Genomic DNA, 13,460 nt, shown 5'->3' with positions numbered 1-13,460 from the left:
CTTGACCGCGGGCCTTCGATCGTTCAGGCGGGCGCCCCCGTGGCCGCGCGCTCGACGCCGAGTCCCGGACCGTCGGGCAGGACGATCCGACCCTCCTCGAGGTGCGGGCCCGTGAACGGATCGGTACGGAGGAGCGCGGCGCCATCCAGGTCCGCGTAGTCCACGAGCGAGGCCAGGTGCGCCGCCGGCGCGATCCCGAGGCTCGTCTCGAGCATGCACCCGAGCATGACGGAGAGGCCGCACGCGCGCGCGGTGTGGATCATGCGGAGCGCTTCTCGCGGACCTCCGCACTTGGCGAGCTTGATGTTGATGCCGTCGACGAGGCCGTCGAGTCGCGGGATGTCGGTCGCCACGATGCTCGACTCGTCCACGACGATGGGGAGAACCGCGCGCGAGCGGACGAAGGCCAGCTCGTCGTTCTCGGCCGGCGGGAGCGGCTGCTCCACGAACTCCACCCCGTACTCGGCGCACATCGCGATCCCCTCGACGGCTTCCGCGGGCGTCCAGGCCGCGTTCGCGTCCACGCGCAGGACCTTGTCGGGCGCCGCGCCCCGGACGGCGCTCAGCCGCGCTTCGTCGTCGTCGCTCCCGAGCTTGATCTTGAGGATGGGCCACGCCTCGGCCTCGCGCGTCTTCCGGGCCATGACGTCCGGAGCGTCGATGCCGATCGTGAACGAGCTGAGCGGCGCGTCGGCCGGATCCAGGCCCCACAGCTTCCAGAGCGGAAGTCCCGCGCGCTTTCCGACCCAGTCGTGGAGCGCCGACGAGATGGCGCAGCGGGCCGACCCGTTGCGGCCGAGGAGGCTTGCGAGGTCCCGCTCGATGTTCTCGAGCCGGAAGGGATCCTCCACCTCCTCGATGCGGGGGGCCAGCTTTCTCAGCGCGGCCTCCACCGTGTCCGCGGTCTCTCCGTAGTACCCGGACGGATCCGCCTCGCCCCAGCCCTCGATCCCCTCGTGCTCCAGCCGCACCCACACCAGGTCGTCGCCCGTCTTCACGCCGCGGCTGATGCCGAAGGGGTGCGCCGTCTCGACGTGGAACGGCTCCCACGAGATTCTCATTTCCCGGCCGTCCGCCAGAGACTGTACTGGATGCGGGACGGAGTGACTTCGGGCCCGTCCTCGCGCATGTAGACATCGATTTCCGTCCGGTGGCCGAAGCGTCCCTCCAGGTAGACGCCGGGCTCGACGGAGAAGCCGACACCCGCCACTAGCCGCCGGTCATCCCGCATCTCGATGCTGTCGAGGGTGGGGCCGACGCCGTGGAGTTCGCGGTCGATCCCGTGCCCGGTGCGATGGAAGATGGCGTCCTCATAGCCGCGCGCGATCAGCGTATCCCGGGCCGCGCGATCCGCGTCCGCTCCGGTGGCGCCCGGGTCCTGCCGGATGACTTCCACCGCCGCGTCGCGGGCCGCGACGACCGCATCCCAGGCGGCGGTCACTTCGGCGGGCGGCTCCGGACCGAGAAAACCCATCCACGTCTGGTCGGCGAAGACCGCGTCGGGCTCCCCCGCCACGCGCCCCCACAGGTCCACCATGAACACCTGGTCCGCCGCGAGGGCCGACGATCCCTCGGCGCGGGGTTCGTAGTGCGGTTTTGCGGCGTTGGGACCCACCGCGACGATCGTGTCCGTTTCCGTCAGGCCTTCGGCGCGCAGCCGCGCCCGGATCCATTCGGCGAGGTCGTGCTCCGTGACGGGGGTCGGCTCGCCGGAGGTGTCGAAGGCGGCGGCCGTCGCGGGATCCGGCTCGGGCGCCAACCCCGCCGCGGCCGCCGCCAACTCGAACGCCGTCCGCGCCGTGCGGGCCAGGATTTCGGCCGCCGCGTGGTGCAGGGCGTGCCCGTGCGCGCCCCACTGGGCCGCCGTCCCGGAGATCAGGTCCACCGAACTGACGACCCGCGGCCCGAGCGATTCCACCAGTTCGACGACGCCGGCAGGGACGTGGTCCACGTACGGAATCGAGTCCCGGGGGCTCACCTCCATCGCGACCGTATCCATGCCCCGCAGCATCTCGCGCAGCGCCGTCTCCATCTCGTCCCAGCCGACGTAGCTCGTGAGCCGGTGCGGCCAGCCGTCCCATCCGGACACTTCGATCTTCTGGACGAGCGCGTGCGGCGTCCGACCCGGTTCGATGAGGACGAAGTACCGGCGTTTCTGGCCTTCGGGCAGCCCGACGAGGTGCGCCGCGAGCGGATTGAGGGCCCGGAAGTCGTACAGCAGCCAGGCGTCGATTTCCTGTCGTTCGAGTTCGCTGGAGGCGGTCTCCAGGAAGGGGGCATCAAGGTCGGGCAAGGCCGGGCTCCTGTTCTGCGGGGGCGCGCGCCCGGGGCGGTCAGCCGGTGGCGTCGCGCAGGGCGGTCAGGTGCGAGACGACGTTGCGTCCCAGTTCGTCGGGATTGTAACCGCCCTCGAGGAAGGAGACCACGCGTTTTCGGGCCGTGGCCCGGGTCCGCCCGACGACCTCGTGCGCCAGCGTGTCGAAGTGCGCCGGGGTGAGGGTGAATCCCCCCAGCGGATCCTCCGCCCCCGCGTCGAACCCGGCGGAGATGAGCGTGAGGTCGGGCTCGAAGCGGGCCAGCGCCCGATCGACGCCGTCGAGCAGCGTCTCCACGTAGCGCTCGGGCGGAAGACCCGCGGGCATGGGCAGGTTCAGCGTCGTCCCTTCTCCCGCTCCCCGTCCCCGTTCGGCGGCGGACCCGGTGCCGGGGAAGAGGGGATGCTGGTGCATCGAGAGGAAGAAGACGGAGGGGTCGTCGTAGAAGATGTCCTGGGTCCCGTTTCCGTGGTGCACGTCCCAGTCCACGATCAGCACCCGTTCGACTTCCGGCCGGGCCAGGGCGTGACGGGCGGCCACGGCGATGTGGTTGAACAGGCAGAAGCCCATCGCGCGCTCCTGCGTCGCGTGGTGGCCCGGCGGGCGCACGGCGCAGAAAGCCGCGCGGCAGGTTCCATCGAGGACCGCGTCCACCGCCGCGATTCCGCACCCCGAGGCGGCGACGGCGGCGTCCCAGCTTCCCGGCGAGACCGGAGTATCGGGATCGATCCGTACGATCCCTCCGCTCTTGACGACTCGGTCGCAGACCGCCCGCACGCGTTCCACGTGTCCCGGCGTGTGGGCCCGTTCCAGTGCGGCGACTTCGGCCGGAGGCGGCATGACGGGGAGGACATCCTCGTGAAGCTCGGGCAGCGCCCGCTCAAGCGCGGTCATCAGGGCGCGGAGCCGCCCCTGGTGTTCCGGGTGACCCCAGCCTGTGTCGTGCCGGCTGCAGTCGGGATGCTGAAACAGGCCGACCGGCTTCAGCGCGGCCGCCTCGAACGGGCGTTTTCGGGATCCGCCACTAGGTGGCGAAGGTCGCGAGGCTCTGTCCCTCCGGACCTTCCCGCAACTCCCGGAGCGCCCGGTCCCGGAGCTGCCGGACGCGTTCGCGCGTCACGCCGAGCAGGCGGCCGATCTGCTCCAGCGTGTGCGGGTCTTCGCCCTGCAGTCCGTAGTACAGCCGCACCACGCGCGCGTCGCGTGGCCGCAGGCGGCGCAGACCCTCGGCGATGTGCCGCTTCAGCAGACGCTGCTCGACGACTTCCTCGACATCCGTCTCGTCCGCGAGGAGCCGCTCCGCGAGATCGCTGTCGTCGGAGGTCCCGACCCGCGCGTCGAGCCGAACCTCTCGCGCGTTCAGTCTCCGCAGCAGCGCGATCGTGGGCAGCGTCAACCCCGTCTCCTCCGCGAGCTCCCGATCGCTGGGCTCACGGTCGAGGGTCTGACGCAGTTCGCCCCGCGCGCGGATCATGCGCGCCAGCTCGTTCGCCCGATTGAGAGGCACCCGCACCGGCCGGCCCTGCTTCGCGATGGCGGACAGGATCGCCTGGCGAATCCACCACACGGCGTAGCTGATGAACTTCACGCCGTGGTCCGGGTCGAACTTCCGGGCAGCGATGACCAGGCCGACGTTCCCCTCCTGAATCAGGTCGAGGAAGCTCAGCCCCTTGTTGCGGTATCGTCGGGCGATGGAGATGACGAAGCGCAGATTCGCGCGGATGAGACGGTCGAGGGCGGAGGAGTCGCCGCTGCGAGCCGAGCGGGCGGTCTCACGTTCCTCGCTGGGGCTCAGGAGCGGATAACGACCCAGCTCCTCGAGGTAGCGTTCAAGGATGTTGGGCGACAAATCCTCGCGATCCATCGCAACTTCCTCTCTTTGCGGGACGTCGACCCGGTCAGGCTGTCGGGCCGAGCTACCGATTCCGGCTCCGTCGCGCACGGACCATCCGACGCTTCAATGAAGCTAAACGCGGATCGGCCACCCCGCAAAATGCATGTCCCGGCGGGCACGAGACCCGGGGGGTACGTCAGAAGCGGCCGCGAGCGCGTTCGCGGGCGGGGAGGACTTCGAGGCAGGTGGTCCACCAGCCCGTGAGGATCGTCTCCACGAACTCCTCCGGCAGTTCTTCGTCGCGCATCTCGCCTGCGAGGCGCTCGTGATCGTAGCCCACCGGCACGAACTCGAGATTCGGCGGCACCCCCGTGTCGGCGCCGAAATCGAGAAGTGCGTACCACACCTCGGTCCGGCCGTCGTTCGCGGGCCGGCCCAGCACGCCGACGTTGGCGAAGAGTCCGCCGCCGGGCAGCGAGCGCTGCCACGGGATCCCGGTATGGGTCGCGAGCACGATGTCCGCCTCGTGCTCCCCGGCGAGCCACGTGAGGAACTGCGTGGAGGTCGCCGATTCCCAGAGGAATTCGTTCATGCGCCGAGGGCTGCCGTGGCACATGAGCACCCGCGCGCCGTTCGCCTCCAGGCGGATCTCGCCGGGGAGGCGGCCCATCCAGCGGCGCCACCGTTCGTGCGTGTTCCGGAACGTGTAGCGGTACGAGAGCCGCGCGAAGTAGTTGTCGCGCGGGTCGGTATATCCGCACTGGCAATCGTCGAGGCCGCGCGCGATCGAATCGTCGTAGTTCCCGCGCAGGACGCGGACATCGTGGTCGATGAGGAGCGGGAAGACCCGGTCCGGGTGGGGACCGAACGCCCCGAGGTCGCCCAGGCAGTAGAGCGCTTCCGCCCCCCGGGCGGCGGCGTCCCCGATCGCGGCCGCCAGCGCCAGGTGATTGCTGTAGACGCCGCCGAAGACGGCGATCCGGCGCGGTTCAGGAGACATCCTGTCCGATGCCCCCGTAGTTGGAGCAGATCGCACCGTGCAGCCAGCACGTGTAGCACGCGGACTCGTCGAGCCGCACCGGGCGGGACGCCTCCTCCAGCGTCGAACCCATGCGCGCCGCCGGCGTCTCGATGAGGATGGGACAGGCGTAGATGCCGCGGTTCGTCACCACCCGGCTCGAGGCGCAGAGCAACTGGCGCTCGTCGTACCCCTCCATCATCGCCTCCGTCACGCGCTCCTCATTGGTATAGGGGCGCACGCGGTCCGCCTCGCGTCCGATGCGGAGCGACGGGAGGATCTTGAGCCGCGGGTTTTCGTACCCGAGCCCCCGAAGCCGGGCGACGAACGCCTGCCGCACCTCTTCGTCCCGTTCCGGTTCCCACACCTGCGTGGCGGTGATGATCGGAAGGAACCCCTCCTCGAGCAGCTTCCGGACGCCTTCCATGGCGCGGTCGAAGGTGCCGTCGCCCCGGATGGGGTCGTTCATCTCGGGCGAAGGCCCGTCGAGGGACACGCGCATTTCGAGCGAGTAGCTCGCCGCGCGGGCGGTTCGGGCGATGGGCTTCAGGGCCCGCGCCGGGAGCAGGGTCCCGTTCGTCAGCACGGAGGCCGGCCCCCGCTCCAGGGTCCGTTCCAGCATGGCGGGGAGGTCGGGGTGCATGAAGGGCTCGCCGCCGGTGAAGTAGTACTCCTTGACGCCCCACGTCTCCGAGCGCCGGAGCCAGTCCTCGACCTCGGCGAGCGAGAGGAACTCGAAGCTGTCGTTGTCCGGGGCACAACTGATGAAGCAGTGGACGCAGCGCAGGTTGCAGATCGTCCCGGTGACCTGAAACCAGAGCGTATCCAGGTGGTCCAGCCGCACGAGCGGCGCATCCGCGCGCGACTCCGCAGCCGGACCCGCGCCGTTCGACGCGGTCGCGGGCGAGTGGATCTTCCGCGCTCTCGCGATGTCTCGCTGTGGTTCGATCGGCAGCGCCGATCCAGGCATCGGACAAACCTTTCCTTACCGCAGGCTGTTGATCCTACCGCGTGCGCAGGGCTGCGCGCGAACGAGGTCCAGCAGCCGCAGCGGGGTTTTGCCACGGGCTGCTAGATCAGGAGGCCCGCTCCCGACTCGAGCCGAGCTTCCACTTCCTCTTCGGCGGCCTCGATCAGCGCCAGCACCGGTTTCGGATCGCGCGGGGCGGAAGGCTCGAAGGAGAAGATGCGCAGCACCCGCGCCGAGTGGTGCAGGGAACGTCCAAGCCGCGGGATGTCGATGAGACCGCGCTCGCCCAGCGCGGTCAGCCGGCGGACTTCGCCGTCGTTCCGCACGAGGAGCAGGTTGAGTTCGAGCATGCCCGGGTAGCTCGGGTAGTCGAGCATCACCGCACCCTCGGAGAGCCCCCACTCGTGCGCCATGCGCCGTTCGAGCGCGGCGACGAGATCCGGGCGCCGCGAGGGCCACGACGACAACGCGTCCGGGAGCTGGTCGCCCGTCAACTCCACGAGCCGCTTCGGGAGGCGCCGGTCGACGAGCGCCCCCAGCAGCTTCGCCGCCCGGCCGACGGCGGATGCGCCGTCGTAGCCCGGGCCCGCCGACGACCGTTCGATGCGCCGGCCGATGAGCGACAGCAGTTCCTCGTCGCTGGGGCCCGCCAGGTCTTCGGACGCGAGCAGGCCGCTGTCGAGCGCCGTCTGGACGAGGCGCACGAAGGTCAGCGTCGCGGCGCGCACGGCGTGGTGCCAGTAGACGTTGCGGAACATCTGGTACTTCGAGAAGAGGAGCGTCTCCAGCGCGCTGAGCCCCTTCTCGCTCACCGCGAGTTCGAGCCGGCTTCCGGCCCCTGCGCGGGCGACGGTGAGCGCGGGGAGGAGACGGTCGACGTCCACGGCCCCGTACGGCACGCCGCAGAAAAGGGAGTCGCGCCGGAGGTAGTCGATCTTGTCGAGGTCCAGCGATCCCGAGATCAGCCCCTGCAGCGGGTGGCCGGACTGCCCGCGGATGAGGGCGCCGATGCGCGCCGGGGCATCCGGGCCGTACCGCTCCAGGACGCGCCGGATGGGGTCCGCCGTCATGAAGCGCGCCGCGATCTCTTCATGGTCTCCGGGGATCGCGCTCGGACCGAGTTCTTCCACCGCGTGCGAGAAGGCGTAGTGCCCGACGTCGTGGAGGAGCGCACCGAGACGAACGACCGGCAGTTCGCTCATGTCCTCCGCATCGAGCACCTCGAGGTGGCCGTCGCGCTCGAGACGGGAGATGGCGCGCGAGACGAGGTGGTAGACGCCGAGGGCGTGCAGGAAGCGGTTGTGCACGCCGCCGGGATACACGAGGTGCGCGAAGCCGAGTTGCTTGACCCGCCGCAGGCGCTGGAACTGGGGCGCGTCGAGAATCTCGGCCGCGTCCCCCTCCACGCGGACGTTCCCCCACAGGGGATCACGGATCGTTCGTAGTCTGGCCATGGGCGTCGCTGAACATGCTCCGCGCAGCGTTCAACGGCCAATCAACCGAGACGGCGGCATACGGCCCGCGGCATACGGCCGGTTTGAGGTGTCGGCGGTGTTGCGGCGCGGTTGGGACGTTCGCGAGCTTGGACCCGTCAGGGCTCCAGCAGGGGCTTTCCCACGGGAGCACGAGCAGGCGGAACGGAGGCGGCGTGGAGATCAAACGCGACCGGATGGTGCACCTCGGGTACGCGAAGTACTGGCGCTCCGACCAGATCGTCGGGCTGCTCCCGATCGAGGAGGATCGTGGACCCGGCCGGCGTACGGAGGTCTTCGTCGCCAGCCGGTCCGAGCCCGTCACGGCGTCTCGATCCGAGGCTTCCATCCTCCGGGACATGGCGTCGCTCCCGGACGAGGCCCGGGTCGCCGAGGCCGGCTCCATCGCCGAGGACCTCGTGGGCGCGCTGCGCGACCTGTCGCCGGTGCTCAAGCGGATGCTGAAGAACGAAGAGGGGTTCGACGTCGAGTACTGGGCCGGCAGACTGCGGCGGGTCATGGAGTCGGACGATGACGGGCAGGAGGACCTCTTCGGCTGACGGGCGACGGGTGGCCGCCGCGGCGGCGGTCGCCGTGGCGGCGCTCTGCTTCGCGTCCGGGGGCGGAGCCCAGGAGATCCCCCAACCGCCGGCCGAGGTTCCCCGGGCCGGGAGCTCCGACGGCTGGAACTCCGAGGCGGCCCTTCTCCTCAGCGAGCGCGCGATCGATGCGCGGCGTAACGCCTGGGCCGACAGTTCCCTCGAGCGATTCCGGGCCGACGTGCAGGGGCACGTGTATTACCTCGGCGACATCCTCGGGGAACGGCACGTCATTCGGGCGGACCAGCTCGCGCTGGATGTGCGCTGGCAGCGCCCGGACCGCTCGATGCAGACGATCGTCGGGCGCCGACACGAACTTCGGCTGCCCACGACGATCCACTATCACCTCGACCACCTCTTTCTCGTCCTCGACAACTTCGGGGACCGGATCCGGATCGGACACGGCCCCGGCCACGAGATCCGTGACGTGCTTCATCCCGCGGCGGCCGGCGCGCGCGAGTTCTACGAATACCGGCTCGCGGACTCGCTCGAGATCCGGATCCGCGACCGAACCGCCCAGGTCTTCGAGCTCCAGGTTCGTCCGCGGGACGGGGCGGACGCGGGCGCCGTGGGGTCGCTCTTCGTCGAGCGGGAGACGGGGGCCATCGCGCGGATGCGGCTCACATTCACGCCCGCGGCCTATCGGGATCCGCAGATCGTGCGGCTTGTTGTCGACCTGCGCTCCGCCCTGCAGGAGGGCCGCTACTGGCTGCCCGACGAGCAGGAAATCGAGATCGCGCGCTCGCTCCCCTGGTTCGATTTCCCGCTCGAGACGCTCGTGCGGACCCGCCTCCGCGTCCTCGACTACGACTTCGACGAGGAGGCGCTCTTCGGGCTCGGGCCGGGAGCACTCATCTACAGCCTTCGCGAGGAGGAGCTGGCCCGCTTCGACGCGTGGGAAGACCCCCTCTTCGGAGGACCCCTCGAAGAGGGAAGCGCCGACGGCGATTTGGGCGCGGCCGTCGCGGAGGCACGCGAACTTGTGCTCCGGCGGACCCTGCTCGGGGGCCGACGCTGGCAGCTTGCGCTTCCGAACGCGTCGGGGGCCATCCGTGCGCGGCGTTCCGAGGGGCTGTTCGTCGGGGCGGGAGTCGCCTACCGGCCGAACGATCTCACGCGAGTCTCGTTCGGGGGCGGCCACGCGGTCGGGGAGGCGCGGCCGCAGGCGAGCCTCGGAGTGCGGCGGCGGCTGTGGGAGGTCGACCTGGAGGTCGACGGCTGGCTGCGGGTGCACCGCGACGCGGGGCCGCCAGCTGGCGCGGGGGTGCTGCGGACGCTCGCCCTCCTCGCCGACGGAGAGGACTATGAGGACCCCTACCTCAGCACCGGCGGACGGATCGGGATCGCCCGCCGCGAGGGTCCCGTCCGCTGGCGCGTGGGCGCTTCATTCGAGCGCCACCGGAACGCCGGGCTGGTCGTCGGCACCGCGCCGTTCGGAGGTCGGCCGGCTCGCCCCGTGCGTCCGGTCGACGAGGGGGAGCTGGCCCGGCTCGATGCGGGACTCACGGTGGAACTCCGGAGCGGACCCGGAGCGCGGTGGACGCTGGAACTCGCGGGAGAAGCGGGGGCGAGCGGCATCGGCGACTTCGGCTACACGCGCGGCACGGTCGCGCTGTGGGCCCGGGGAAATCCCGGTGGCGCGTGGCACTGGGCGAGTGGGATCGAGTTCGGGGCGGCCGGCGGCACACTGCCGGCCCAGCGGCTCTTCCTGCTCGGAGGGCGCGGCTCGCTGCCCGGCTACGAGTTTCGCGGCTGGGGCGGGGACCGCACGGCGCTGTGGCGTGCCGAGGTGTCGCGCGCCGTCGCGTCCCCGTGGGTGCGGCTGCGCGCCATCGGAGCCATCGGCGGGACGGGCCTCGACCGCGCCGGCGAGGCCGCCGCCCGCCGCTTCGGCGTGAGCGGAAGCGCGGGGCTGCGTGCCTCCGCCGGCCTCGGCCTGGGACTTTTCTACGACATCCTGCACCTTGACGTCATGCGCGGAGAAAACTGGGTCGTCCTCCTTTCCGTGGACCCCAGATTCCTCAGGATCCTGTAACAGCCCGCCGGCAGCACGGCTGGCAGCACGGCCGGGAGCGTGGCTGGCAGTCTTGTTTCCCGGGGCGGGCGATGTAAGGATTCACCGTGGATCGTTGCGTCTCCCGCGGGAACGCGGTGAGCGCGACGCAAACGCGCAAGAAGGTCTCCCGCTTGAGGTTCGCCCATGAGTGACGCCGAGATCACGACCGAGACCCCAACCGGTCATTCCCGAAGGACGTTCATAAAGGGGGTCATCGCGACCGGCGCGGTGGTCTCCTCCTCCAGCCACCTGTTCCGGGCCCGGAGCCTGTCGGCCAGCGCCGCGGTGCGGGCGTCGATGCCCCGCATGATCTCGCTGAACGTGAACGGGGTGTCGCGTTCGGTCGATGTCATGCCGCAGGAGACGCTGGCCATGACGCTCCGCTACAAGCTGGGGCTCACCGGCACGAAGCTCGGGTGCGACCGCGCGGAGTGCGGCGCCTGTACGGTGCTCATCGACGGGGTCTCGCACTACGGCTGCTCGATGCTGACGAACGCGGTGCGAGACCGGTCCGTGACGACGATCGAGGGGCTCGAGAGCGCGGACGGCACGCTGCACCCGGTGCAGCAGGCGGTGATCGACGAGGGCGGCTTCCAGTGTGCCTTCTGCGCGCCCGGCTTCATCATGAGCATGGTCGCGCTCACGAACGAGAACCCGGAGCCCACCCGCGAGGAGACGGCCGAGGCCCTCTCCGGCAACCTCTGCCGCTGCGGGGACTACAACAAAATCCTGAACTCCGCCATGCGTGCCGCCGAGTACGCGCGGCGCATGGTGTGAGGGGAGGACGATCATGGCGCTAATCGGACAGGACATTTCGCCACCGGATCTGCGCGCGAAAGTCACGGGACGAGCCAGGTACGCGGAGGACTTCAGGGCCGAGGGCATGGTCTTCGCCAAGCTCCTTCTGAGCCCCATGCCGCACGCCCGCGTGCGCAGTCTGGACGCGAGCCGCGCGCTCGCCATGCCCGGCGTGCTCGGAATCCTGCGGGCGAGCGAGGTCAACCAGCCCGATGCCCCGGGCGAGGCGGCGCTCACGGATGAGCCGAAGTACGTGGGCGAGCCCATCCTCGCGCTGGCGGCGGTCGACGAGACGACGGCCGCGGACGCCATCGAACTCATCGATATCGACCTCGAGCCGCTCCCGTTCGCGATCGACCCGCTCGACAGCCTGCGGCCCGGCGGCCCGGACGCCCGTCTCGAGGGCAACGTCCGACGCTTCGGCGAGAGCGGCCCGGAATGGGATTCCCTGAAGTGGCCGCAATCGGAGTTCGACGCGGCCGAGGCCGAGGGCCGGCTGCCGATGGGCCCGCCGGAGGACGAGTGGTCGCACGGGGATCTGGACGCGGCGTTCGCCGACGCCGACTACGTCCTCGAGGACACGATCGTGCACCAGTCGCTGACCCACCACCCGATGGAGCCGCGAAGCTCCATGGCGTACTGGGAGGACGGGCGCTGCTACCTGTACGGGTCCACGCAGAGCACGCAGCGCACCCACCAGGCGCTGGCGGGGCAGTTGGGCCTCGAACCGGAGGACGTCGTCTTCGTGGGCCAGTACTGCGGTGGCGGCTTCGGCTCCAAGATCGCCGGCGCCACGATCTACCAGGTCACGGCGCTCCTCGCGAGGAAGATCCAGCGGCCGGTGATGATGCGGATCAACCGCTACGAGGAGAACTACATCGGCCGTGCACGCCCCGGCTTCCAGGCGTGGACGAAGATGGGTTTCCGCAGCGATGGGAAGATCACCGGGATCGACCTCTACATCGTCCAGGACCACGGGCCGTACGGACGGTCGGGCGACTACAATACCGCGGGCGCGGTGACGGACCTCATGTACCAGCCCGACGCGATGCGCTTCCGCGGCCTCACGCTCTATACGAACACCCCACCGCGCGCGGCGCAGCGGGCGCCGGGCGGCGCGCAGATCGTCGCCATGCTGGAGCCGCTCGTCGACAAGGCGGCGCGCGAACTGGGCATCGACCGGGTGGAGATCCGGAAGATCAACGCCCCCACGCACGACTCGGAGTTCGGGCCGCAGCGGGCCACGACGACGAGCGCCTTCGTGCGAGAGGCGATCGATGCGGGCGCGGCGCAGTTCGACTGGGCCGGCAAGCAGGCGCTCAGCGGACAGCGGAACGGGACGAAGGTCACGGGCGTCGGCGTGGGGCTGAGCCCGTACGTCGGCGGTTCGTCGGGGTTCGACGGACTCCTCCTCATCCGCCCGGACGGCAAGCTCTACATCCACCAGGGGATCGGGAACCTCGGGACGCACTCGATGGCGGACACGGCCCGGGCCGCGGCGGATGAACTCGGCCTCGAGTGGGACGACTGCGCGGTCATCTGGGGCGACAGCTCGCAGCACCACCCGTACAGCGCGGTGCAGGCGGGAAGCCAGACGATCCACGCGCACACGCGCGCCAACTACGCCGCCGCGCTCGACATGAAGCGCAAGCTGCAGGAGGTCGCGGCCGCCGCGCTCGGCGGCGCGGCGAGCGCGTACCGGGTCGAGGGCGCCCGCGTGACCGGACCGGGAGGCTCCATGAGCTTCGCGCAGGCCGCGGAGCGCGCCATCGCCATGGGTGGCGAGTACTCCGGCCAGGAGTTGCCGGAGGACATCAACAACTACACCCGGGGGTCCGCCACGCAGCTCGCGGGCCAGGGCCTGATGGGCGTCGCGCGGGACAACTTCTCGCACGAGGGCTCGACGTGGTCGTGGGTCGTGGGCTTCGCGGTCGTCGAACTCGATACCGAGACCGGCGACGTGGTACTCGTCGACTACACGGGCTCCGCCGACTGCGGGGTCGTCGTGCACCCGCGCAGCCTCGCGGCGCAGATCCACGGCGGCAGCGTGCAGGGCTTCGGACAGGCGCGCAGCCAGAAGTGGGTGTACGACCCGAAATGGGGCGTGCCTTTCGCCCACCGGCTCTATACCGCGAGACCTCCCGGCATCCTCGACGTGCCGCTCAGCATGGACTGGGCGGCGGCGGGCGAGCCGGACCCGCAGACGCCGATCGGCGCCAAGGGAATCGGAGAGCCCCCGGTCGGGGCGGGATCCGCGGCGGTCACCTCCGCGATCGCGGACGCGCTCGGCGGGCGCTGCCTGTGCCGGATCCCGCTGACGACGGACGTGATCCTGGCCGAACTCGAGGGCCGGGCGCAGCCGCACGCACTCACCGAGATCCACAGCTAGGGGAGATAG

At 70.5% G+C, this 13,460-nt stretch carries 11 protein-coding genes; 4 read left to right on the top strand and 7 right to left on the bottom strand.

What is annotated here, in order from left to right; translation table 11 throughout:
- Positions 1-23: 23 nt before the first annotated feature.
- The 7 genes from ACOGI9_RS13135 to ACOGI9_RS13105 all read right to left on the bottom strand — a co-directional run bounded on the left by ACOGI9_RS13135 (position 24) and on the right by ACOGI9_RS13105 (position 7,591).
- Positions 24-1,061: a dipeptide epimerase gene (locus ACOGI9_RS13135; RefSeq protein ID WP_419857563.1), complete on the bottom strand. Its 1,038-nt coding sequence runs from the start codon at positions 1,059-1,061 to the stop codon at positions 24-26.
- On the bottom strand, positions 1,058-2,293 hold the full coding sequence (locus ACOGI9_RS13130) for a M24 family metallopeptidase (protein WP_419857562.1): 1,236 nt from the start codon (positions 2,291-2,293) through the stop codon (positions 1,058-1,060). Before ACOGI9_RS13130 ends, ACOGI9_RS13135 begins: the two co-directional genes overlap by 4 nt.
- A gap of 40 nt (positions 2,294-2,333) precedes the next feature.
- On the bottom strand, positions 2,334-3,287 hold the full coding sequence (locus tag ACOGI9_RS13125; protein ID WP_419859298.1) for a histone deacetylase: 954 nt from the start codon (positions 3,285-3,287) through the stop codon (positions 2,334-2,336).
- Positions 3,288-3,339: 52 nt separating this feature from the next.
- Positions 3,340-4,179, bottom strand: a complete 840-nt coding sequence (locus ACOGI9_RS13120; RefSeq protein ID WP_419857561.1) for a sigma-70 family RNA polymerase sigma factor — start codon at positions 4,177-4,179, stop codon at positions 3,340-3,342.
- A 166-nt stretch (positions 4,180-4,345) separates the two neighbouring features.
- Positions 4,346-5,149 (bottom strand): metallophosphoesterase family protein, encoded by an 804-nt coding sequence (locus tag ACOGI9_RS13115; RefSeq protein ID WP_419857560.1) that lies wholly within the window; start codon positions 5,147-5,149, stop codon positions 4,346-4,348.
- The gene (locus ACOGI9_RS13110; RefSeq protein WP_419857559.1) at positions 5,139-6,137 is read right to left on the bottom strand and encodes a radical SAM protein; all 999 of its coding nucleotides are present in this window, start codon (positions 6,135-6,137) and stop codon (positions 5,139-5,141) included. The genes ACOGI9_RS13115 and ACOGI9_RS13110 overlap by 11 nt, the downstream gene beginning before the upstream one ends.
- A 101-nt stretch (positions 6,138-6,238) precedes the next feature.
- The gene (locus ACOGI9_RS13105; protein WP_419857558.1) at positions 6,239-7,591 is read right to left on the bottom strand and encodes an HD domain-containing protein; all 1,353 of its coding nucleotides are present in this window, start codon (positions 7,589-7,591) and stop codon (positions 6,239-6,241) included.
- Positions 7,592-7,785: 194 nt separating this feature from the next.
- On the opposite strand from ACOGI9_RS13105, the gene ACOGI9_RS13100 reads away from it, so the two are divergent.
- The 4 genes from ACOGI9_RS13100 (at position 7,786) to ACOGI9_RS13085 (ending at position 13,451) form a co-directional block, all read left to right on the top strand.
- Complete coding sequence (locus ACOGI9_RS13100; protein WP_310778155.1) at positions 7,786-8,169, top strand: hypothetical protein; 384 nt, start codon at positions 7,786-7,788, stop codon at positions 8,167-8,169.
- Positions 8,141-10,243 (top strand): hypothetical protein, encoded by a 2,103-nt coding sequence (locus ACOGI9_RS13095; RefSeq protein ID WP_419857557.1) that lies wholly within the window; start codon positions 8,141-8,143, stop codon positions 10,241-10,243. The genes ACOGI9_RS13100 and ACOGI9_RS13095 overlap by 29 nt, the downstream gene beginning before the upstream one ends.
- 165 nt (positions 10,244-10,408) lie before the next feature.
- A complete protein-coding gene (locus tag ACOGI9_RS13090) occupies positions 10,409-11,041 on the top strand; it encodes a (2Fe-2S)-binding protein (protein WP_419857556.1) in 633 nt (210 codons plus the stop codon).
- 13 nt (positions 11,042-11,054) lie between these two features.
- Complete coding sequence (locus tag ACOGI9_RS13085; protein WP_419857555.1) at positions 11,055-13,451, top strand: xanthine dehydrogenase family protein molybdopterin-binding subunit; 2,397 nt, start codon at positions 11,055-11,057, stop codon at positions 13,449-13,451.
- The last annotated feature ends 9 nt before the right edge of the window (positions 13,452-13,460 follow it).

The sequence above is a fragment of the Candidatus Palauibacter irciniicola genome (assembly GCF_965208695.1).
Taxonomy (GTDB): Bacteria; Gemmatimonadota; Gemmatimonadetes; order Palauibacterales; family Palauibacteraceae; genus Palauibacter; species Palauibacter irciniicola.
The sequence above is the reverse complement of the archived record's forward strand: the minus strand, read 5'-3'. Positions and strand labels throughout refer to the sequence as shown.